The 20,376-nt window shown below is 68.4% G+C and carries 18 protein-coding genes; 10 read left to right on the plus strand and 8 right to left on the minus strand.

Going from position 1 to position 20,376, the window contains the following annotated elements; translation table 11 throughout:
- The first annotated feature begins 227 nt into the window (after positions 1-227).
- The 5 genes from JGU66_23120 to JGU66_23140 are packed head-to-tail and all read left to right on the plus strand — an operon-like array spanning position 228 to position 5,471.
- On the plus strand, positions 228-695 hold the full coding sequence (locus JGU66_23120) for a DUF4150 domain-containing protein (GenBank protein MBJ6763672.1): 468 nt from the start codon (positions 228-230) through the stop codon (positions 693-695).
- Positions 696-727: 32 nt separating this feature from the next.
- Positions 728-3,226: a TIGR02270 family protein gene (locus JGU66_23125; GenBank protein ID MBJ6763673.1), complete on the plus strand. Its 2,499-nt coding sequence runs from the start codon at positions 728-730 to the stop codon at positions 3,224-3,226.
- Between the two features lie 9 nt (positions 3,227-3,235).
- On the plus strand, positions 3,236-4,078 hold the full coding sequence (locus JGU66_23130) for an AHH domain-containing protein (GenBank protein ID MBJ6763674.1): 843 nt from the start codon (positions 3,236-3,238) through the stop codon (positions 4,076-4,078).
- A gap of 20 nt (positions 4,079-4,098) precedes the next feature.
- Positions 4,099-4,692: a hypothetical protein gene (locus JGU66_23135; protein MBJ6763675.1), complete on the plus strand. Its 594-nt coding sequence runs from the start codon at positions 4,099-4,101 to the stop codon at positions 4,690-4,692.
- Positions 4,689-5,471, plus strand: a complete 783-nt coding sequence (locus JGU66_23140) for an immunity 49 family protein (protein ID MBJ6763676.1) — start codon at positions 4,689-4,691, stop codon at positions 5,469-5,471. The genes JGU66_23135 and JGU66_23140 overlap by 4 nt, the downstream gene beginning before the upstream one ends.
- A 42-nt stretch (positions 5,472-5,513) precedes the next feature.
- Here JGU66_23140 and JGU66_23145 read toward each other — a convergent pair whose 3' ends face one another.
- On the minus strand, positions 5,514-6,032 hold the full coding sequence (locus tag JGU66_23145; protein ID MBJ6763677.1) for a hypothetical protein: 519 nt from the start codon (positions 6,030-6,032) through the stop codon (positions 5,514-5,516).
- A 248-nt stretch (positions 6,033-6,280) separates the two neighbouring features.
- Entirely contained in the window at positions 6,281-8,191 is a 1,911-nt protein-coding gene (locus JGU66_23150; GenBank protein MBJ6763678.1) for a hypothetical protein, read from the minus strand.
- 265 nt (positions 8,192-8,456) lie between these two features.
- On the opposite strand from JGU66_23150, the gene JGU66_23155 reads away from it, so the two are divergent.
- Complete coding sequence (locus JGU66_23155; GenBank protein ID MBJ6763679.1) at positions 8,457-8,825, plus strand: thioredoxin family protein; 369 nt, start codon at positions 8,457-8,459, stop codon at positions 8,823-8,825.
- Here the strand turns inward: JGU66_23155 and JGU66_23160 are convergent.
- A complete protein-coding gene (locus JGU66_23160; protein ID MBJ6763680.1) occupies positions 8,813-10,618 on the minus strand; it encodes an ABC transporter ATP-binding protein in 1,806 nt (601 codons plus the stop codon). The genes JGU66_23155 and JGU66_23160 overlap by 13 nt on opposite strands.
- Positions 10,619-10,713: 95 nt before the next feature.
- Entirely contained in the window at positions 10,714-11,697 is a 984-nt protein-coding gene (locus JGU66_23165) for a universal stress protein (protein ID MBJ6763681.1), read from the minus strand.
- Positions 11,698-12,082: 385 nt separating this feature from the next.
- On the opposite strand from JGU66_23165, the gene JGU66_23170 reads away from it, so the two are divergent.
- Positions 12,083-12,244, plus strand: a complete 162-nt coding sequence (locus JGU66_23170) for a hypothetical protein (GenBank protein MBJ6763682.1) — start codon at positions 12,083-12,085, stop codon at positions 12,242-12,244.
- Positions 12,245-12,305: 61 nt separating this feature from the next.
- Here JGU66_23170 and JGU66_23175 read toward each other — a convergent pair whose 3' ends face one another.
- Positions 12,306-12,497 (minus strand): CsbD family protein, encoded by a 192-nt coding sequence (locus JGU66_23175; protein ID MBJ6763683.1) that lies wholly within the window; start codon positions 12,495-12,497, stop codon positions 12,306-12,308.
- Between the two features lie 202 nt (positions 12,498-12,699).
- Here JGU66_23175 and JGU66_23180 point away from each other — a divergent pair, with 202 nt between their 5' ends.
- On the plus strand, positions 12,700-14,484 hold the full coding sequence (locus JGU66_23180; protein MBJ6763684.1) for a methyl-accepting chemotaxis protein: 1,785 nt from the start codon (positions 12,700-12,702) through the stop codon (positions 14,482-14,484).
- A gap of 41 nt (positions 14,485-14,525) precedes the next feature.
- Here JGU66_23180 and JGU66_23185 read toward each other — a convergent pair whose 3' ends face one another.
- Together JGU66_23185 and JGU66_23190 are read right to left on the minus strand one after the other, a co-directional pair.
- Positions 14,526-14,951, minus strand: coding sequence for a nucleoside deaminase (locus JGU66_23185; protein ID MBJ6763685.1), 426 nt, complete (start codon positions 14,949-14,951; stop codon positions 14,526-14,528).
- Between the two features lie 28 nt (positions 14,952-14,979).
- The gene (locus JGU66_23190) at positions 14,980-15,858 is read right to left on the minus strand and encodes a PhzF family phenazine biosynthesis protein (GenBank protein MBJ6763686.1); all 879 of its coding nucleotides are present in this window, start codon (positions 15,856-15,858) and stop codon (positions 14,980-14,982) included.
- Positions 15,859-15,979: 121 nt separating this feature from the next.
- On the opposite strand from JGU66_23190, the gene JGU66_23195 reads away from it, so the two are divergent.
- Positions 15,980-16,873: a LysR family transcriptional regulator gene (locus JGU66_23195; protein ID MBJ6763687.1), complete on the plus strand. Its 894-nt coding sequence runs from the start codon at positions 15,980-15,982 to the stop codon at positions 16,871-16,873.
- 15 nt (positions 16,874-16,888) lie between these two features.
- Here the strand turns inward: JGU66_23195 and crtI are convergent, their stop codons facing one another.
- Positions 16,889-18,475, minus strand: coding sequence for a phytoene desaturase (crtI, locus tag JGU66_23200; protein ID MBJ6763688.1), 1,587 nt, complete (start codon positions 18,473-18,475; stop codon positions 16,889-16,891).
- A gap of 155 nt (positions 18,476-18,630) precedes the next feature.
- Here crtI and JGU66_23205 point away from each other — a divergent pair, with 155 nt between their 5' ends.
- Positions 18,631-20,334, plus strand: a complete 1,704-nt coding sequence (locus JGU66_23205; GenBank protein MBJ6763689.1) for a CHASE domain-containing protein — start codon at positions 18,631-18,633, stop codon at positions 20,332-20,334.
- Positions 20,335-20,376 lie beyond the last annotated feature (42 nt).

Here is a 20,376-nt window from a genome sequence, read left to right on the forward strand (position 1 = left end):
GCGCCATGGCCAACCCCTGGCTGGGAGTATCGCCATCTCAAGGGATGTCACTCGCCCTGAAACCCAGACAATCAATGCCTCATCGGTGGCTTGAAGTCACCGGCGACACCACCCCTGGGATGATCCGCTGCAGGGCGACTCACTGAGCCAAGGACAGGGCGCAGACCTCAGGAGTGGAACAAGGTCGGATTTGCCCCCTTCGAAGGCCAACGGCTACACTTGGTCTCATGGCGAACACGGTCGGTGTCAACAAAATGTCCGTGGTGACCAAGGACTCGAACGGGGTGACGGTCGCATTCCCAGATGTTTGCAAGACACCGACCCCCGGGGGCCCCGTGCCCATCCCTTATCCCAATGTCGCCAAGTCGTCCGACACCGACAAGGGCGCCAAGAACGTCAGCGTGGAGGGCAATCCCGTCTGCGTGAAGGACTCGAACTTCAGCACCAGCACCGGTGATGAGGCTGGCTCCGCTGGTGGCGTCGCCTCAGGAAAGACCAAAGGCAAGGCCGAGTTCGCGAACTTCTCGTTCGACGTCAAGTTCGAGGGCAAGAACGTCGCTCGCGCGATGGACCTCATGCTCCACAACGACAAGAACACGCCGCCCGCGCCCTTGATTCAACCGCCTGTCGTCGCGATCGGCAAGAGCGCGGGCAAGCCCAAGTGTGTGGCGTGCAGCAATGACTTTGATGACTGAGTGCGGCGCGCACCGCGGCAGCTGAATGCACCATGAGACCCGCATCCTCCAAAGCACAACAGGAGCTTCTGGAGGATCACCTCAACGAGGCCTCCTTCCTGTGGACCGTCTGGGAGCGTGGGCTGGACTCCCCGGACTACACCCTGACGGAGTTGGCCGAGGGTCCCGAGGCGCGCATGCTGGCGCACGTCGACGCGCTGGTGCTGGGTGGCCCCCGCGTCCACCAGAAGCTGCTGGTTCCAGGACTCGCGGCGGAGGACTCGGAGGTCGTCACCGCGGCAGCACTGGCCTTGCTCTCATCCGGAGACGAGAAGGCGGAGACCGCAGTCCTCGAAGCGCTCGCGCAAGCCGAGAGTGCAACACTCCCTTCGCTGCGACGCGCCCTGGAGCTGTGCGCCTCGCCGCGCGTCTTGAAATCCCTCTCACCCATGCTCGCCGCGCCGGAAGCCGGCGTGCAAGCCGCCGCATTGGAGGTCATGGCTGCCTGGGGCGAGGAGCCAGGACTCCCTCTTGAGCCACTGCTCTCGCACGCATCCCTCGAGGTGGTCGCGGCAGCATTGAAGGTCGCTCGCGTTACCCAGGCACGAGTCTCCGAGCGTTCGGTTTTCAAGGCGCTGGAGTCACCGAGCCCCACCGTCCGTGCCGAAGCACTCCAGACCGCACTGGCCATGGGCCTGAGCTCGGCCTGGCCCTTGTGCAGAAAACTGGCCGCGGGTCCCGCACCAGACGGGACAGCCTTGCTCCTGCTCGGACTCGGGGGCAGCGGCGCCGATATGGAGTGGCTGCTGGAAGCGGCGACATCGGCCAGCAACCGCGACGAGGTCGTCTGGGCCCTGGGATTCAGCGGGCGTGTCGAGGCGGCGGAGCACTGCTTGCAGTTGCTCGACGACGCAGCCCTTGGACGGCTCGCAGCGGAAGCGTTCTGTGCCATCACTGGCCTGCGACTCACGGGCCGCTACGCGCGCACACCGCCGGAGCCCTCCGCGCCCGAAGAGGAGGACGACTCTGGCGATGCGGTGGAACCCACTTCCGCAGACAAACTCCCTCTCGCCGCGTCTGACGCGGTCCGCACGTGGTGGCAGGAGCACCGAGGCCGCTTCGAGCGCGGGGTACGTTACCTGCTGGGCGCTCCCTTGAGTGGGAAGTGGCTGCTGGAATGTCTTGAGCAAGTGCCCATGCGGCGGCGCCACGTCTTGCTTCAGGAGTTGGAGCTGCGCAGCCGCGGCCAGCTCCTCCTCCCGTCACGAAGCTTCACTGCGAGACAGCGGACCCAGCTGCAGACAAGCCAGGACGTCCTGGGACGGGTGAGTCCCAATCAGCCCTTCCAGCAACTGGTCGCCACCGCTCGACCTCAGCGGGTGATCCCCCTGGCGCAACGAGGTTCGGACCGCCCACGACAGAGCACACGCCCACCCGCGGGGCGGCTGGCCATCACGGGGTTGGGCATGGTCTCCGCGCTTGGCGACGATGTCATCGCCAGCTGCGCTGCCAGCCGCGCGGGCCTGTCCCGCATCAGTGAGCTCAAGGATGTGCAGGTATGGGACCCAGAAAGCCGACACCTCGAACCCGCGCGAGGCATTGGCATCCCCTGGCTCACCGAGGGGTTCTCGGGTCATGCCCGCCTCGCGGTGCTGGCCACCGAGGCATTGTTGGACTTGCTTTCGCGGACCGACCGGGAGCTCCTCGGGCCACGATGCGCGTTCCATCTCTGCGCTCCGAACGGCTACTACCTTCAACAGCTGGCTGAGCGGGAAGCGGTCCCGCCCGCGAACCATGAGGAACGCCTCGCCGGCTACCACCAGCGACTGATCCCCGCCGTTCTCCGGAGCGCGAGGCTCCACACCACTCCGAAGGTGCAACCTCTCGCATTGGGCGAGACTGGCTTCATGCTCGCGCTGCAAGACGCGCATCGGCAACTCGAGGCAGGCACGATCGACTCCTGCATCATCGGCGGCGTTGACAGCCTCATGGAGCCCGGGCTCGTCGACGCGCTCGACCAACTGCGCCTGCTGAAATCACCTGGGAATCCCGTAGGACTCCTTCCAGGGGAAGCCTCAGCCTTCATTCTCGTGGAGCGCGGGGACACAGCAGTCAGGCGCGGAGCCCGGATTCTGGCGACGATGGACGCGCCCCACGTTGACGCGGAGCCATTCCATCGGCTGTCGCGCAAACCAGCACTGGGCGGAGCACTCGTGCGCTGCATCCGGCGGACCCTGGCCTCGCTCGGCGAGCCACGGGACCAGGCGCTCCGGGTCATCGCGGCCTTGAATGGGGACAGCTATCGCGCGACCGACTGGGGCCACGCGCTCGTCACGCTGCGCGGGCACGGATACCTCGGGGATTCACCCACGTGGTACCCCGCCTCCTCTTTCGGAGAAACAGGCGCGGCCTCTGGCCCACTCGGAATCTGCATGGCGGTGCGCGGATTCGAGCGAGGCTACCTCCCAGAATCAAGCGCCCTCCTCTGGGTCTGCGGCGATGAAGGTGGCCGCGGCTCACTGCTCATCCACTCTCCCGTCCCCGTAGCCTGAGGCACGACCATGACATCCAAACGGCACTGGACCGAGCTTCCCGACAAGGACAAACACCCCGAGAGCGACGCTTCCACGGGGTGTCTCTATAAACACGTGACGGGGCACGCGAAGAGCCCGACGTACCCGGCCTGCGCCTACAAATACAACAGCGTGGAAGAGTCCAAGAGCGTTCGCAGCAAGCGCTCCCTCTATGAACTGGACCCCACGGATGGCCTCAAGGGTTCCTGGCGCACCGGCGCCAAGGAGCGGCTGACCGCAGCGCAGCGATTGATGGGCAAGACCTTTGTCATGAAGACCGCCCGCGGCCCGACACCCGCGAGCGGGACGAAGGACTCCCACAAGCCCGTCAATCCCATGGACGACAAGGACGCCTGGAAGTTCGACAAAGGGCAGAACTACGAGAACGAACTTCGGCCCTTCAAACACGAACACCATCACATCCTGCCGGAAGAGACCGTCTTCGAGGTTCTTGAGAAACCCGAAGAGCGGGAGATTCTCCAGACGCAGGTCAAATACAACATCAACTCACGCCTCAACATGATCATTCTGCCTTGCACCTGGGACGTAGCTCACGTGCTAGGGCTCCCCAGACACGCGGGGCGTCATGGAAAGGAGACGGCCTACGCCGTCCGCTGCGTCACAGAACTCAACAAGTTCCGGGCAAAGTTCAATCAAATCAAGGATGAGGACTGCCCAGACACCAAAGGTAGAATCTCCGGCGACACCAAGCGGCAGCTTGAACGGATGCAACAGGAACTGTACTGGCTGCTGGTGAAGTGGGGGCGGGCTGAAGCTCAAGCGAGCCGGAAGGCCCACATCAACAAGCTGCCTGCGACCCTGACATTGTAAACCCTCACACTCGAACGACAGTGACCAGCTACTTCATACTCAGCGCCGACTCCGCGAAACCCGAGTACTGCCAGGTCTGGAAGTACCCGAGCGCCTTGTCCAACTTCTACAAGCCCACTGTGGGCAAGCCCTTGGGCACGGAGTACCCGCAAGGGCTCAGCCTCCAGATGGCTCCCGAGGTCCCGGGAAGCAAGATCCCGGACGCCATTCCCAACACCCTCGGCTATCTGTTGGTGTCCGCGCGAATGAAGGAACTGCTGGCCTCGCATGCAACCGAGCCCATCGAGTTCCTGCGCTTCTCGCTGCTCACCCACAAGGGACGTCCCGCCAGTGACGACTGCTACATCGCCAATGTCGTTGGCACGCGCCCCTGGGGGGACATGGAGCGGAGCATGGGCGCGAGAGTCACCAGTCCGAGCGGAGAACCCCAGTTCGACCGCCTGCGGCGCCTCTACTTGAAGGATGCGGAGCTGGACCCGAAGGTCAATCTCTTCCGGCTCTCCATGATGCCTCGAGTCATCCTGGTGCGAGAGGACCTCAAGGCCCTGATGGAAGCGCAAGGGATGCAGGGAACGGTCTTCTACCCCCTGGGCACGAAGGTCGATATCCAATGAGACATGATCCCCTGGAACTGGCGCAGGAGAACTACGGCTACCAGCTTCAGCGGGCCCTTCAGTCGGTGGAGGAAGGCGACGCCGTCGACCAAGACCTCGCCACCATCACCTTCTCCTATCGCATCCTGGGAATCTGTGCCCTGTTGCAGGACCTGAACGGGGAGCAGTTCGCCACACTCTTGTGCAAGTCAGGACTGGCCCGACTGAATCTCCTGAGGCGGGCCGCCGCGGAGGTCCCCACTCCAGGGCCCTTGCTGGCCATCAGCAAGGATACGGGCTTTGTCGCCGCGCTGGCTGCGGGAGACCTCGACACCGCGCGCCTCATCGCCTCGCATTCACCCAAGACGTTCGCGCAAGGCGTTGAGTACGAGGAAGACTTCCTCTTCTTCCACTTCCAGCAACGACTGCTGGGTACGCCCGGGGACACGACCGCACTCCAGGACATCCTCGACCGTTGGACCCGCTTGGTGAAGGGCGAGCCCACTGCCTATCTCACTGTCTGCGAAGCCCTGCTCGATATGAACGAAGATGCGTTCTGCGCGAGTCTCGACGCGGTGCTCGAAACAAGAAAGGCAAACATCCAGCACTATCGGAAGCAACTCGACTTCGACCATGAGATCGACGCGACAGAGGGGAAAGTCTATCTCAATGGACTCGCCCTCGTGCGGCTCGCGCAGTCCCGCAGGCTCGCCGCGCCCGAGCGGTTGGACTTGATTCCGAGGCTGGCCCGAGAGGCATCCTGCCGGCCGATGAAAGAGGATGCCTGGCTTCGCCCATAGACTCATCAAGAACGAAGTGGATACCGGACCGATATCCAGGACTCAGTTGATCTCCACGGAGCCGCCTTTGATGCGGTGGGTTCCTGTCGCCCGCGATTCCAGAGTCGTTCCCTTCACGATGACCTTGCCGTTGCGGCGCAACGTGATGCTCGCCTCGCCACATTTGAGGACGATTTCGTCCTGGCCCTCGATGACCACTCGCTTGCCGTCGACGTGGGCCTCCGTGGGAGGTCGAACCGGAGCCGGCGTGTTCAGCAGCGCGTCCACCAGGGGCGTCGCACTGGGCTCCTGGATGAGGCCCATGACGAACGGCAGCCGAGGGTCTCCGTTCTCGAAGAGGAGCACCACCTTCTGGTGACGGGCGACCGCCTCATGCAAGCCCTTCGCATCCAACACCACGGCCAACCTCGCCACCATCGGGCCCGAGGCGTTGCCGGGATAGTCGACCAGCGGTGCGCCCGTGGCATCCAGCCCCGTGAGTTGCCCCGCGCGACTGCCCAGGATGGGCTCGTGCAGCGAACTCTCCGGGAGCGGCTTCGCGCTGTCGGAAGGTGTGCTCATGACAACCCTCTCGCGGCCTGCGGTGACGGAATGCGCATGCGTTCCCCCAAGCTCCCCGACACTAGCGCGTCCAAGGTTCTCGATGCGAACCGCCCGCCTCCGCGAGCCCCTGGCCCGACCTGGGGCGTTTCCTCGTGAGAAGGGGGCCCGGCACCAACCCTCATGAAGCCCTTCGGGCCCGGAGTCCGGACAGAAGAAAGGCCACGGCATTGTGCATGCCGTGGCCTTGAGCTTCCGCTGCACGGAACTTAACGACGCCGACTCGCGCCAGTCTTCTTCGCAGGCGACTTCGTGCTCGCGGGCTTCTTCGCGGCGGTCTTGCCCGTGGACTTCTTCGCCACGACCTTGCTCGCGGGCTTCTTCGCGAGGGGCTTGCCTGTGGGCTTCTTCGCCGTGGCCTTACCCGTGGACTGCTTCGCCACGACCTTGCTCGCGGGCTTCTTCGCGAGGGGCTTGCCTGTGGGCTTCTTCGCCGTGGCAGTACCCGTGGACTTCTTCGCCACGACCTTGCTCGCGGGCTTCTTCGCGACGGGCTTGCCTGTGGGCTTCTTCGCCGTGGCATTACCCGTGGACTTCTTCGCCACGACCTTGCTCGCGGGCTTCTTCGTGACGGGCTTGCCTGTGGGCTTCTTCGCCGTGGCCTTACCTGTGGACTGCTTCGCCACGACCTTGCTCGCGGGCTTCTTCGCCGCTGTCTTGCTCGCGGACTTCTTCGTCACGGGCGCATTCACCCCAGGCGCCTTCGTCGCGGCCTTGCCACCAGCCTTCTTCGCGGCGGCATTGACCGATGCCCCAGCCTTCGCCGTGGCAGCCTTGGTCGCACCTCGCTTCGCTGGCGCGGCGGGCGTTACCGACGACGTGCTTCCCACTGACTTCGTAGACACGACCGACGGCTTCGCTGGCGCAGCGACGGACTTCTTGGCGGCATTGCCTCCCACCACCACAGCGGGCGCAACGACCGGCTTCGTCGACACCTTGCTTCCTGCCGCCTTGGCGGGCACGGCCGATGGCTTCTCAGACACCGTGCGTCCTGCCGCCTTGGCGGGCGCAGCCGACGGCTTCCCAGACACCGTGGCCTTGCTTCCTGCCGCCTTGGCGGGCGCGGCCGACGGCTTCTCAAACACCGTGGTCATCACCGCCTGCGTGGACGTAGTGGCCTTGGCCTTGTCACCCGCTGGCTTCGCGGTCGCCTTGGCGCCCTCGGCCTTCGCGGAGACCGTGCTCTTCTCAAACACGGACGTCTCGAACGCGTCGACCTGGACCGGGGCCTCCTTCGGCTCCGGGGCCTTCTTGGCGGCCGTCTTCGCCGCGGGGGCCTTCTTCTCGGGCACGGCCTCCGTCGCGGCGACGGGTGCCGGTGCCTCGGTGTCCTGGGGCTTCTTGGGCTCCGAGGCGCTGACTGGCTCAGGAGCAGGGGTGGGCTCGGGCTTGCGGGCCTTGGGCACTCGGGGCTTGGACGGGGGCGGCAGGGGTCGCTTGGGCTCCGCGACTCGCTTCACCCGCATCCCTTCGGCCGCCATGTCTCCGGCCTCTACCGCCTCTCGCGACGCCTGCTCGTCCTCGTCGTAGACGACGCGCGGCTCCTCGCGAAGGCTCGACTCCTCCTCCGCGGCCTCTAGCCCCGACAACGCGCCCTGCAACACCGCGTTCATCGCTCGCGCGAAGGTGCGCTCACCGAAGCTCTCCACCTCGGCGGGAGGGATGAGCACCTCCAACATGCCCTTCAACGAGCGGTACAGCCGCATCTCCTTCTTCTCGGTGTCCCACGTGCCGTAGACCCAGTCGTCTGCCTCCAGCGCGTCCATCCAGCCCGGCAGCGGGCCGCCTCCGTCCCCCTGCTCCACCATCGCCGACTTGCGCGCGCCGAACAGATGCCGGTGCTGCCCCTTCACGCCGATACGCCACACGCCCGCCGCCGGCAGCCCCACGAGCTTGAGGCGCGTCTTCTCCAGCACGCTCGGCGCACCCTCGTCGCCGTGCAGCACGTAGAGGTTCACCTCGCCCAGGAACTCACCGCCGTTGATGGACAGGTACAGGTCCGCCAGCTCCTCGGGGAACGGGACACCACACTCTGTCTCGGCGCGGCGGATCTCCTCCGCGAGGACGCCCGATGACGCTGTCTTCGCCGACTTCCGAAGTGCCTCCAACCACTCGTGCATGACCCCTCCACGACATCAGCCCCTGCGCGATACACCTTATGGCGCCCGCGCCCTTTCGCGCAGCGCGTCTCGCGGCCCCCAGGTTGCGATTTCTCCCGCCCCCACCCAGACATACCTGGTCAACCTGACTCGGCGGGCCCCTCCATCCCGGCTCCCTTGGCCCCGGCTCGGCGCACCTCCCAGCGCCCGGCCGCCCGCCCCAGCCCCGGCCGGCGCCCCAAGCCCGAGGGTTGAAGCGCGCCCGCCCTCCCGTTAGGCACCCGCCATGGCACCTCCCGCGCGCTACGACGCCACCACCGAGACCTTCGACCGACTGGTCCTGGAACCCCGCGACGAGCTGGTCGTGGTGGACTTCTGGGGCGACGGCTGCCCCAATTGCGACATCTACGCCGAGGCCGAGCCCGAATTGCTGTCCGAGCTGGACGGCGCCCGGATGCGCGTCGTCAAGGTCAACGCCTACCAGGAAGAGGAGCTGGCCCGCCGCTTCGGCCTCTTCGGCATCCCCACGTTCCTCTTGTTCAAGAACGGCACCCTCCTGGGCAAGATGAGCCAGTACTACGGCAAGGCCTACTGGCTGGGCGTCATCCGCGACCACCTGCCCAAGCCCGAGGACTCCGCCCCTCAGTCCCGGTAGCCCCGCGCCTGGAGGTGGAACAGGTGCGCGTAGCGCCCGTTGCGCGCCATCAGCTCATCGTGGCTGCCCAGCTCGTCCACCCGGCCGTTGTGCAGCACGGCGATCTGATCCGCCATCCGCACCGTGGAGAAGCGGTGTGAAATCACGATGGCGATTCGGTCCGCCGCCAGCGCCTGGAACCGCTCGAAGAGCGCGTGCTCGGCCTCCGCGTCGATGCTCGCGGTGGGCTCGTCCAGGATGAGCACCTCGGCGTCCTCGCGCATGAAGGCCCGCGCCACCGCCAGCTTCTGCCATTGCCCCGCGGACAGCTCCTGTCCCTTCTCGAACCAGCCGCCCAACATGGTGTCGTACTGGCCGGGCAGCCCGGCGATGACCGTGTTCGCCCCGCCCTGCTCCGCCGCTCGCACGATGCGGTTGCGGTCCTCCAGCGCCGGCACGTGCCCCAGCCCGATGTTCTCCGCCACGTTGAACTGGTAGCGCACGAAGTCCTGGAACACGGCCCCGAAGCGCGTGCGCAGGTCCTCCACGTCCATGTCCTTCAGGTTCACCCCGCCATAGACGATGTCGCCCTGCGTGGGCTCGTACAGGCGCAACAGCAGCTTCACCAGCGTGCTCTTGCCCGCGCCGTTCTCGCCCACCAGCGCCAGCTTCTGCCCGGGCTCCAGCTTCAGTGACACATCGCGCAGCGCCCACGCGTCCTTCCCCGGATAGCGGAACGACACGTCCTTCAGCTCGATGGCATTGCGCCGCGCTCGCGGAGGAGACACCGCCGGCAACACCCGAGGCGACTCGCCGCCCGTAGGGATGTCCAGGAACGCGAACAGGTTGGTCATGAAGAGCGCGTCCTCATACATGGACCCCACGCTGGTCAGGATGCCCTGGAACGACGCCTGTCCCTGTCTGAAGACAGACAAGTACAGCACCATGTCTCCCACGGTGATGCCGCCCGACGCCGCCCGCCCCGCCACGAAGAGATAGCAACCGTAGAAGGCCCCCAGGGACAAGAGGCCCAATCCCAGACCCCAGGCCATGCGCTTCACCGACAGCGCCCGGTCCTCATCGAAGAACTTCTGGAACAGCGTCCGGTAGCGCCCCAGCACCAGCGGCCCCAGGCCAAACAGCTTCACTTCCTTCACGTGGCTGTCGCGCGTGAGGATCCACTCCAGATAGTTGAGCTTGCGGCCCTCGGGCGCGCGCCACGAGTAGAGCCGGAAGCCCTCGGCCGCCAGACGCGCCTCGGCGATGAAGGCGGGGATGGACGCGGCCACCAGGACACCCACGCTCCACGGCGACAGCGAGACGAGCAACACCGCATACGTGGACAGGGTGATGAGGTTGCGGACGATGGCGAACGCCTGCATCACGAGCGACAGCGGCCGGCTGTTCGCCTCGCGCCGCGCGTTCTGCATCTTGTCGTAGGTGTCCGAGTCCTCGAAGTGCCGCAGCTCCAACTCCAGCGCCTTCTGGAGGATCCGCTCGCTCAGCAGGTTGCCCAGGTTGGCTCGCAGCAGCTCGCGCGTGAGGTTCAGCGCCCGGTCCATGATGGCCGAGCCCACCATCAGCCCGAACTCCAGCGCCACCAGCCCCCACACCCGCTCGTGCGCCGCGACATCTCCGCGCGAGGCCGCCACCACCGTGTCCACGATGAGCTTGCCCACCCACGCGATGCTCGCGGGCAAGAGCGCCGCCACCAGCGTCAGCGCGCCCAGCCCCACCGCCAGACGCGGACTCGCCTGCCAGAAGAGGTGGAACGTCCCGGGGAGCTGTTTGAAGAGGCTGCCCGCGTTCTTCATGCGGGCCCAGATGGGTGTCGGCGGGCGGGGTGCGGATGGAGGAGACAAGGTCCCCTCTCATAACGCGCCCCTCTGTCCCGCGCCGCGTGCTGGCGTCACGCGTGCGGCGTTCCGGTGAGGTCCTCCAGGCCCCCCTCTCCCGGACGCGCCAAGGAGCGCAGGTGCCGCGAGACCAGGACATCGCAGGGCGCGCGCGCCAGCACCCGCTCCGTCATCGGCGTGCGCGCCTCGGCCGAGGACATGCCCAGGGCCAGCAGATCCGAGCCTTGGTCCAGGGACTCGGCCAGGATGCCTTCGGAGGGCTCGCCCCAGCGCACGCGAAGCTGGAGCGTGCGGCCAATCTCGCGATACGGGGCCAGGAAGCGCACGAGCGCCGCGCGCGCCGCGGACTCGCGCTCCTGACGCAATAGCAGGCGCCGCTCGGCCCGCGAGCCGCTCTCATCCAGGGCCGACTCCTCCTCGCGCGCATCCACCACGTGCAACACATCCACCACCGCCGAGGAGGGACACAGGCGCAGCGTCAGCTCCAGCGCCCGGCGGGACTCGCGCGAGAAGTTCACCGCCACCAACGGCCGCTGATACGCGCGCGCGGGATGCGGCACCACCACCAGCACCGACGTGCCCACCCGCCGCACGAGCCGGCGCACCAACGCGTCCATCGCCAGCTCGCGCACCGGGTACGTCACGTGCGGCCGGCCCACCACCACCAGCTCCGCGCCCAGCTCGTCCGCCAGCGCCGCCACCACTTCGGCGGGCTCGCCCTGACGCGCCGCCTCGCACACCTCCACGTCCAACCGACCGCGCAGCCGCCGGCACGCCGACGCCACGGCGCGGCGCAGGCAGCGGTCCGAGGGCAGCGTGCCATCCGGCCCGTTCCGCCCATCCAGCGGCGGACTGGCGTGCAGCACGCTGAAGGTGGCGCCGTGTCCGAGCGGCAGCCGCAACGCCCTCGCCAGCGCGAACTCGGAGCCCAGCGAGAAGTCCATCCCCACCACCACGCGGGACAGGCCCCGCTGGCCACGCGTGGGACCCGCCAACAGCAGTGGCTTGCTTCCCCTGAGTGTCTCGTGTGGCCGCATGTGGAAACCCCCTCTCCCTCAAGTAGTAGTGCCCGCGAGCGCCCTGGGTCGCACATCGAACGCCCCGAGCAAGGAGCCCAGGGCTCGCGCGGGCCCTCTGCTTCCGAGCGGACAAGCCTCCATGCGCAGCGAGCCCCTGCCCCGTGCGTCACCGGATGGACGGGACGCCTGTAAGAATTCCCGCCTTCCGCGCGCCCCCACGCACCTGCGCCCAGACCCTCGCGCACGAGATGACGGCGGATGGCGGTGTTGGGCTGTCACGCGGAGGACACCGAGCGCCCGCCGAGCCGCCAAGGCCCGGCCAGCTGCTTGCAAAGGGGGCGGCGCGACACACGACGGTTCGGCGGGTGTCCGGTTGGCTGCAGGGACGCAAGGGGGCGGTGCGATGCGCGGTGTCATCACCGGACGAGAGGTGGTCACCCACCTGGGGCTCATCTACCGGGAGTTCGGCGTCGCGTGTGTGCTGCGCTGCCTGTGGGTGATGGTCAGCGGCAAGTCCACCACGTTCCTCGAGGTGGCATGCCCCCCGGGGACACCGAAGCGATGAGGCCCCAGCGCGAGCCCAGGACGCCCTGACTGGGCGCGGGCTCGCGCGGGACTCGGGGACGCTACGGTTCACCTCTGCGTGGCGCGTTCGAGTCCACCGCGTCCTTCACGGCGCTCTTGGCATCCTCGAACTTGCCCTTGATGTCGCCCTTGGCCTTGTCGGCCTTGCCCTCGGCCTCCAGCTTGCGATCGCCGGTGAGGGCACCAGCGGCCTCCTTCAACTTCCCCTTCGCCTTGTCGAACAGCTCGCCCATGGCGGGCCTCCTTTTGGGGATGGGTTCCCCTCGTCACCCTGGGCACCCTCACTGCTCGTGACAGACCCCCGTCTCCTGGCTGGCCGTCCTCCTCCCAGATAGCCCCGGAGAGTAGGGACTTCCCGCACCTCGATCCGACCTGGCTCGTTGACGGACTCTCGCTTCCCGCTCAGGCTTGGGAGCGTTCCGCTCGACCTACAAGATGACGACCTCCTCGAACGACTCTTCCGGCGCGCTGCTCCTCCGGCTGCTGCTCTTGCGCACCCTCGTCGTCACGGTGGCGGTCGCTCCCGCCATCTACGTTGATACCCAGCTCCTGGACATCGACAGCAGCATGCTGGGCTTCGTGCTGGGCGTCGTCACGCCCATCGTGATTGGCGGCCTGGCGTTGGTGGTGCCCATTGGCGCGGTGGGCGTGCTCTTGCGGCGCGCGCTGCGTGAGGAGCCGGGGCAGGAAGGCGCGCGGCTGGGTCGGCTGATGCGCCTGCCCGCGGTGCTCGCCTTCGGGGAAGCGCAGGTCGGTTGGTTCGTGGGCGGCATCTTCTTCAACGGTGCCATTGGCGTGGCGTTGGACCGGCAGCCCATGGTGGTGCTGGTGGGCGTGGCGGTGGCGATGAGCGCGGGCCTCTTCAGCGCGCCCATCCTGTACATGCTCTACGAGCGCACGCTGGCGCCGGTGACGTTGGAGGCGTTCCGCCGCGCGCCGCACGAGCGCCCCGCGAGCCAGGGCCTGCTCCTGCCTCGGCAAAGCTGGTTCCTGCCGGCGCTGGTCGTCTCCGCGCTGCTCGTCACGTGCATCACCAGCATCGTGACCATGGAGCTGCGCCTGGAGCGCAGCCTGGATTCGCTGGCGCGGGACCTGGAGCTGTCTCGGGATGGGCAGGGCGCGGCGCGCGTGCGCGCGAGCATCCAGCCGCTCCAGGCGGACCTCGCGACGCCCGTGGCGATGCTGGGCGGCTTCGCGGCGCTGGGCTCCATCTTCACCGCCGCGTGGGCGGCGCGACGGCTGGCCACGGGCGCGCGAGCGGTGGGCGCATCGCTGGAGGCGCTGGTGGAGGGCCGCGCCACGCCGCCGCAGTGGGTGTCCACGGATGAGCTGGGCGACCTGTCCGCTCGCACGTGGATGCTCTATGAGCGGCTCCAGGAGCTGCCCCGGTCGCTGAGCTCCTCGGCGGGGCACCTGGCTCGGGCCGGCTCGCGGCTGACCGAGGCGAGCGACCAGCAGAACCGCACGCTGTCGCGACAGGCCGCGGCGCTGCATCAGGCGCGCGCCACCGCGCAGGAGATTCAGCAGATGTCGAACGTGGCCTCGGCGCGAGCGCGCAACACGCTCCAGGTGGCCGAGCGCGCGGCGTCGCTGGGGAAGATGGGCGAGGAGGCGCTGGCGGGCACCGAGAAGGGCCTGGCCGACATCCGAGACATCACCGCGGGGCTGCACCAGCAGGTGAGCGACCTGGGGAACCGGGCGCGCGAGGTGGGCCGCGTGTCGGAGCTGGTGAAGTCGCTGGCGGACCAGTCGCACATGCTGGCCATCAACGCGGCCATCGAGGCGAGCCGCGCGGGCGAGCAGGGCCGAGGCTTCGGCGTGGTGGCGCGACAGATGCGCGAGCTGGCGGACCAGTCCATCCGCGCGACAGGGCAGGTGCGCGGGTTGCTGGAGGGCATGGTGGACGCCACGGGCGCGGCGGTCAGTCAGGCGGACCGGAGCGCGCAGGGAGTCGAGGCCGCGCTCGGGCCCTTGCGTCTCAGCGGCGAGCGCTTGCGTGAACTCATCGCGTTGGCGTTGGACGCGGCGAGCGCGGTGCGGCAGATCGCCGAGGCCGTGGGACAGCAGCACGCGGGCGTGGATCAGCTCTTCATCGCCGTGCGCGAGCTGGATGACCTGATGGCGGAGACACTGCGGCAGCTCGGCACCACGCAGGAGGCCGCCACCGCCGTGTCCCAGGCCACCGGGCAAGTCTCCCGACTGGCCGAGCGGTACGTCTAAGCGCGGCACGGGATGACAACCTCCCGGAGACCTCCCACCGCTCAGCGGTAGTAGCCCTCGACGGGGACGCGCGCGGCCTCGAACAGCGCCGGCCCCTCCTGCGGGACCTTGGGGAAGTCACCCGAGGGCTTCAGTCGAATCAACTGCTCCGAGGAGAGGGCATACACGACCCGGCCAATGCCCGAGCGGTCGATGGCTCCGGTGCACATGCCACAGGGCTGACAGCTCGTGTACAGCGTGCACCCCGCCGCCACGTCCTTGGGCAGCTCGTGCGCGGCCCACTTCGCGAGCTTCAGCTCCGGGTGCGCCGTGATGTCTCGGTCGCGGAGCACCGTGTTGTGCGCCTCCCTGAGCACACGCCCGTCCCGGTCCACGAGCAGGGAGCCGAAGGGTGCGTCTCCTCCCGCGCGCGCCTTCGCGGCAATCTCTATCGCCCGGCCCAGGTACCGTTCGTCGTCGTGATTCATTGCGTCCTCCTCCATTCCATCCAGGGGCTCAGCCCACGGTGAGCCATCCGCGCATCACCACGACACCGAAGCCGGAGATTTCAGGCTCCGGCGTCAGGCGCACGTGCAGCAAGCTGCGCCGCCCCAGGTGCACGCCCTGCTCGACGACCAGGGTCGAGTCCGCCGCCAGCAGCCCCTCCGCGCCCAGCGAGGCACACAGCGGCCCCGCGGCCGTGCCCGTCGCCGCGTCCTCCCACAGCCCCACCGTGGGATTGAAGAAGCGCGCATAGGCCGTCCCGGGCGCGGCCGGGTCGAATGCATAGACATAGCAACCCTCGGCTCCCGCTGACGCCAGCACCGCGAGCAGCTTGTCGCTCGCGGGCCGAGCACGGTCGACCGTCCCAGCATCCCGCACGCGCACCAGGAGGTGGCCCGCCCCCGTGTTCGCGACCCGGGGCGCGGGATGCGTCAGCACGTCCGCGACGGACAGGGCGAGCGCCTCGGCCAACGGCCCCACGTTCCCGAGCGGCGGTGACTGCCGCAGCGGGGATTGCTTCATCCGTCCGTGAATGCGACCCGCGCGCGCTTCGAGTGTGATGGGCAGCACCTCCGCGCCGAGCTCCTGCTGGAAGGTCTTGGGAGCTTCCAGCGGCCCGAGCGCGCCGCGCTCCGCGAGCCACAGCCACGCTCCGAGCGCGTTGTGTCCCGCCCCGAAAATCTCCACGCCGCTCGCCGTGAACGAGCGCAGCTTCGCATCCGCTCGCGTGCTCCTCAGGAGGAAGGTCGTCTCCGCTTGATTGAACTCACGCGCGATGCTCCGAAGCGTGTCATCAGGCAGGGCATCCGCGCCCTCGACCACCGCCAGGGGATTGCCACTCAACGGCGTATCCGCGAACACATCAATCAACCCTGCGGTCAGCGATGGCATGCGTCGTTCCTTGATGGGGAGATGAGCTAGGCTCACCTTGCTCGGGCCCGGGTAAAGGTAATGAGGGCCCTGTGACACGGCAAAAGCGAAGTTCTCACCTTGAAGATGAGCTGGATTCAGCATGCCTCCGTACGAGCTTCCTCCCTTGAACGCGTTGCGTGCCTTCGACGCGGCGGCTCGCCACGCCAGCTTCAAGGCCGCCGCCGCGGAGCTGTTCGTGACGCCCACGGCCATCAGCCACCAGATTCGGCAGCTCGAGGACTACCTGGGTGTGCGCGTGCTCGACCGGACACCTCGCGCGGTGTCCCTGACGCCCGCGGGCGCGGAGCTGCACGAGGCGACCACCACGGGCTTCTCGGACATCAGCCGAGTCGTGTCCCGCCTGCGACGGGGACCGACGCCGGCCACGCTGACGCTCTCCTCCACTCCGGGCTTCTTGAGCCAGTGGTTGGTTCCGCGTCTCGATGCGGTCCGCCGCCTCCTGCCCGAGGTCGAGCTCCGACTCCATGCCGGTGACGCACCCGTCTCATTGAGGGCGGGCGAGGTCGACGTGGCCATCCGCTACGGCAAGGGGCCCTTCCCTGGAACCGAGGCCGTGGCGCTGAAGCGCGACACCTTCGCCCCCGTGTGCAGCCCTCGGCTGAAGCTCACGCGCGCCAGCGACCTGCGCCGCGCCAGACTCCTCCACATCGATGGGCAGCGCGTCCCCAAGCCCCCGCCCACCTGGGCACGCTGGTGCGCCGAGGCCGGCGTCACGGGAGTGAACACCGAGGCGGGTCTGCGCTTCACGGACAGCCTGCACGCGGTCCAGGCCGCGCTCGCGGGACAGGGCGTCGTCATCGTCAGCCTGCTCCTGGTCGCGGACGCCTTGGCCACGGGCCTCCTGTGCCAGCCATTCGCCGAGACCCTTCGCGGCGAGACCTATCACTTCGTCTGCGCGCCGAGCCTGAGCACCCGCGCCGACGTCGCCACGCTCCGCGACTGGTTTCAGCGCACGCTGCTTCCCCCGCCCTGACTCCGAACCCCCACGCTAACGGACACCCGCGAGCTGTTCCGGCGCACCCGAGGCGGACGCATCCTCCAGCGGCGGGACATAGGGCCAGCCCGGCAAGGAGCCCTGTCCCGCCGCGCGCGTGAGGTAGTCCGCGGCGATGTTCGCGCTCTCCATGATGGTGAGCAGTCCGCTGCCCGGGTGCGTGCCTCCGCCCACCCAATACAGCGCCTCCACGCTCGCGTCCTTCACGCGCGGACGCAGCGGCCCGAGCTGCCCCCACGTATGGGACAGGTTGAACACCGCGCCTCGGAAGACATGGAAGTCGTCACGCCACGTCTCGGCGGTGAAGTAGCGCTCCGCGCGCACGTGCCGACGCACGTCCTTCAGCCCCACCTTGGCGAGCATGTCTGGAATGCGCTCGCGCAGCGTGGCCTCCGTCTGCTTCCAGTCCACCGGACGCGACGTGTTGGGCGTGGGCACCAGCACGTACAGCGTGGAGTGGCCCGCGGGCGCGCCCGACGCGTCCGTCACTCCCGGGTTGCACACGTAGAAGGACGGGTCCTCCACGTCCACGTGCCTGTCCTCCAGCGCGTCCCGGTCCGTGCGGCGCGCGCTCTCCGACAGGTAGATGAGGTGGTGCGGCAGGTCCGCATAGGCGCGGTCGAGCCCGTAGTACGCCATGAAGGTGCTGCACGAGTACTTCGCCTTCTCCAGCGTGGCGTCGGACAAGCGACCGCCCTCGCGCGCCTCGGCGGGGACGAGTGACTTCGCCGCGTAGGCCAGGTCCGCGTTCATCACCACCGCATCCGCATCCAGCCTCGTGCCGTCCGCCAGCGTCACGCCCACCGCGCGCCCCGCCTCCACGCGCACGCGCTCCACCGCCGTGCCCAATCGGAACGTGGCGCCCAGGTCTTGCGCACAGCGCATCATCCCTCGCGCCAGCTCGCGGAAGCCTCCCTCCACGTGCCACACGCCGAAGGCCAGCTCGATGAAAGGAATCACGCTGAACACCGACGAGCACGTGGTGGGGTGCAGCCCCAGGTACTTCGACGGATACGACAGCGCATACGTCAGCCGGTCATCGTGGAAGAAACCATCCAGGTGCCGGTACAGCGTCTGCCAGGGTTTGAAGCGCAGCGTGGGCGCCAGCCGCCAGGGCGCGTAGTAGCCCAGGTCCTCCGCGTGCGTGCAGATGAACTTCTCGTAGGCCACGGCGTACTTCTCGCGGCCCTCCGCCATCCATCTCCGCAACGCCTGGGGCTGCTGGGCACCGAAGCGCGCCAGCTCCGCCTCCATGCGCGACAGGTCTCGGGAGGTGTCCAGGTGGGTCCCATCCCAGAAGTGCACCCGCGTGTTGGGGTCCACCGGCACCAGCCGCGCGTAGTCCTCCAGTCGCTTGCCCGCGCGCCGGAACATCTGCTCCAGCACGCCGGGGAGCTGGAGGATGGACGGACCCGTGTCGAGCGCGTACTCGCCTTGCGCGCCCAATCTCAGTCCCTGCATGCGCCCGCCTGGGACCGCGTCCTTCTCCACCACGGTGACGCGCAGCCCCTGACCCGCCAGGTTGAGGGCGGCCGACAGCCCGCCCGGCCCTGCTCCGACGACGATGACGTGCCGAACCATGGGCCGCATCGATGCTCGGATGGCCCCCTCGATGCAACCCGTCCCCGTCCTTTCCAGTGGCGGACAGGCCGGGCGGGAAATGCCGCACCGGGACTCGGCGGACCCGGGCTGGCTGTTCATGCTGGAGAGGCCCTCCTGTGTCCTCCCGGCTGCCCATGCCCCTGCGCCACAACGCGGCCACCCTCTGCGCCCTGCTGGTGGGGCTGCTGGTCACCACCGTGGCCACGACCTACGTGCACCGCGCCATCACGGAGCGCCGTCAGCGCCGCTTCGAGGACGCGGTCACCGAGGGCACCTCGCGCATCCAGCAGCGCATGGACACCCATCAGGCCGCACTGCTCGGCGTGCGCTCCCTGTTCGCCAGCAGCCACCAGGTAGACCCCGGCGAGTTCCACCAGTACGTCCACAGCCTGGAGCTGGGAGAGCGCAACCCCGGCCTCCAGGGCATCGGCTACGCGCCGTGGACCGAGGGCCACGCCCCATTGCTGTACATGGAGCCGCTCGGAGCTGCGGCCCCCCTTCCGCTCGGCACGGACCTGATGGCCGAGCCCACTCGGCGAGAGGCCCTGGCGCGCGCGAGAGACACGGGCGAGCCCGCCGCCAGCGGCCCGCTGCCTCCCTTCCTCAGCGATGACGACTCCGAAGCGCGCTTCGACCTCGTCGTCCCCTTCTACGTGCCGCCCTCGCCCACCACCGTCGAGGCGCGACGGCGCACCCTGCGCGGCTTCATCTACGCGCCCTTCCACGCGCGCGAACTCATCCAGGCCTTGCGCTTCCCGGTGCCCACCGCGGGCACGCTCGCGCTGGACATCCATGACGGCACCGTCGCGAACACAGGGCCCCTCCTCTTCCAGTCCACGCCCCGTCCGCCGCCGCCCCATGCCTCGCGCATGGAACGCGTGGTGACGGTGGACATCGCCGGGCGCTCTTGGACGCTGCGCTTCACCGCGCCGTCCGGCTACGCGGGACTGGGCGCGCGCTCTCAGCAGTGGGTGGTGCTGGGCAGCGGGCTGCTGCTGACCTTGCTGCTGTGCCTGGTCACCCGCGCGCAAGCCCGGGCTCAAACACGCGCGGAGGCGGCCACCGCCGAGCAGCGTCGCCTCGCGCAGGCCGCGGAGAGCGCGGTCCACCTGCGCGACGATTTCCTCGGCATCGCGGCGCACGAGCTGCGCACGCCGCTCACGTCCCTCCAGCTCCAGCTCCAGCTCCTCCAGCGACAGCTCGGCCCGGGCGCGCCCCTGGACACCGAGCGCGTGGCACGCGGCGTGGCCACGTGCGCGCGACAAACCGCGCGCCTGTCCCAGCTCATGGACAGCCTCCTGGACTTGTCTCGCATCACCCGCGGGCGCATGGAGCTGCAGCTCGAATCGCTGGACCTGGGTGAGGTCGTGCGCGAGCTGGCCCGGCGCTTCGAGGCCGAGGCCCAGGGCACCGACGTGCGCCTCACCGTGCGCGCGAGCCCGGGCGTGCGCGGACACTGGGACCGGCTTCGGCTGGAGCAGGTGGTGACGAACCTGCTGTCCAACGCGCTGAAGTACGGCCACGGCGCGCCCGTGGACGTGCGCGTGGATGGCGACGGCGCTCACGCGTGGCTGGAAGTGGAGGACCGCGGCATCGGCATCGCGCCCGAGGACGCGCCGCGCATCTTCGAGCGCTTCGAGCGCGCCGTCTCCAGCCGCCACTACGGCGGCCTGGGGCTAGGATTGTTCATCACCCGCCAGCTCGTGGAGGCGTTGGGCGGACACATCTCCGTGGCGAGCACGCCGGGCCGAGGCTCCACCTTCACCGTCACGCTGCCCCTGGCGGGACCGCCGCGCGGTCCGGACGTCCACGTTCCACCGGACGCGCCCCCGCCATGACCCGGGCCTTCGCTCACTGGATGACACCCCGCGCGTCACGAG

It is taken from the genome of Myxococcaceae bacterium JPH2 (assembly GCA_016458225.1).
GTDB lineage: Bacteria > Myxococcota > Myxococcia > Myxococcales > Myxococcaceae > Citreicoccus.

What these genes read in the sequence shown, in the direction of transcription:
- JGU66_23160 (MBJ6763680.1), bottom strand. Translation starts at nt 10,618, where the DNA reads ATGAAGAACGCGGGCAGCCTCTTCAAACAGCTCCCCGGGACGTTCCAC.
- JGU66_23150 (MBJ6763678.1), bottom strand. Translation starts at nt 8,191, where the DNA reads ATGCACGAGTGGTTGGAGGCACTTCGGAAGTCGGCGAAGACAGCGTCA.
- JGU66_23125 (MBJ6763673.1), top strand. Translation starts at nt 728, where the DNA reads ATGAGACCCGCATCCTCCAAAGCACAACAGGAGCTTCTGGAGGATCAC.
- JGU66_23120 (MBJ6763672.1), top strand. Translation starts at nt 228, where the DNA reads ATGGCGAACACGGTCGGTGTCAACAAAATGTCCGTGGTGACCAAGGAC.
- JGU66_23145 (MBJ6763677.1), bottom strand. Translation starts at nt 6,032, where the DNA reads ATGAGCACACCTTCCGACAGCGCGAAGCCGCTCCCGGAGAGTTCGCTG.
- JGU66_23155 (MBJ6763679.1), top strand. Translation starts at nt 8,457, where the DNA reads ATGGCACCTCCCGCGCGCTACGACGCCACCACCGAGACCTTCGACCGA.
- JGU66_23140 (MBJ6763676.1), top strand. Translation starts at nt 4,689, where the DNA reads ATGAGACATGATCCCCTGGAACTGGCGCAGGAGAACTACGGCTACCAG.
- JGU66_23205 (MBJ6763689.1), top strand. Translation starts at nt 18,631, where the DNA reads ATGCCCCTGCGCCACAACGCGGCCACCCTCTGCGCCCTGCTGGTGGGG.
- JGU66_23180 (MBJ6763684.1), top strand. Translation starts at nt 12,700, where the DNA reads ATGACGACCTCCTCGAACGACTCTTCCGGCGCGCTGCTCCTCCGGCTG.
- crtI (MBJ6763688.1), bottom strand. Translation starts at nt 18,475, where the DNA reads ATGGTTCGGCACGTCATCGTCGTCGGAGCAGGGCCGGGCGGGCTGTCG.
- JGU66_23195 (MBJ6763687.1), top strand. Translation starts at nt 15,980, where the DNA reads ATGCCTCCGTACGAGCTTCCTCCCTTGAACGCGTTGCGTGCCTTCGAC.
- JGU66_23185 (MBJ6763685.1), bottom strand. Translation starts at nt 14,951, where the DNA reads ATGAATCACGACGACGAACGGTACCTGGGCCGGGCGATAGAGATTGCC.
- JGU66_23175 (MBJ6763683.1), bottom strand. Translation starts at nt 12,497, where the DNA reads ATGGGCGAGCTGTTCGACAAGGCGAAGGGGAAGTTGAAGGAGGCCGCT.
- JGU66_23165 (MBJ6763681.1), bottom strand. Translation starts at nt 11,697, where the DNA reads ATGCGGCCACACGAGACACTCAGGGGAAGCAAGCCACTGCTGTTGGCG.
- JGU66_23130 (MBJ6763674.1), top strand. Translation starts at nt 3,236, where the DNA reads ATGACATCCAAACGGCACTGGACCGAGCTTCCCGACAAGGACAAACAC.
- JGU66_23190 (MBJ6763686.1), bottom strand. Translation starts at nt 15,858, where the DNA reads ATGCCATCGCTGACCGCAGGGTTGATTGATGTGTTCGCGGATACGCCG.
- JGU66_23170 (MBJ6763682.1), top strand. Translation starts at nt 12,083, where the DNA reads ATGCGCGGTGTCATCACCGGACGAGAGGTGGTCACCCACCTGGGGCTC.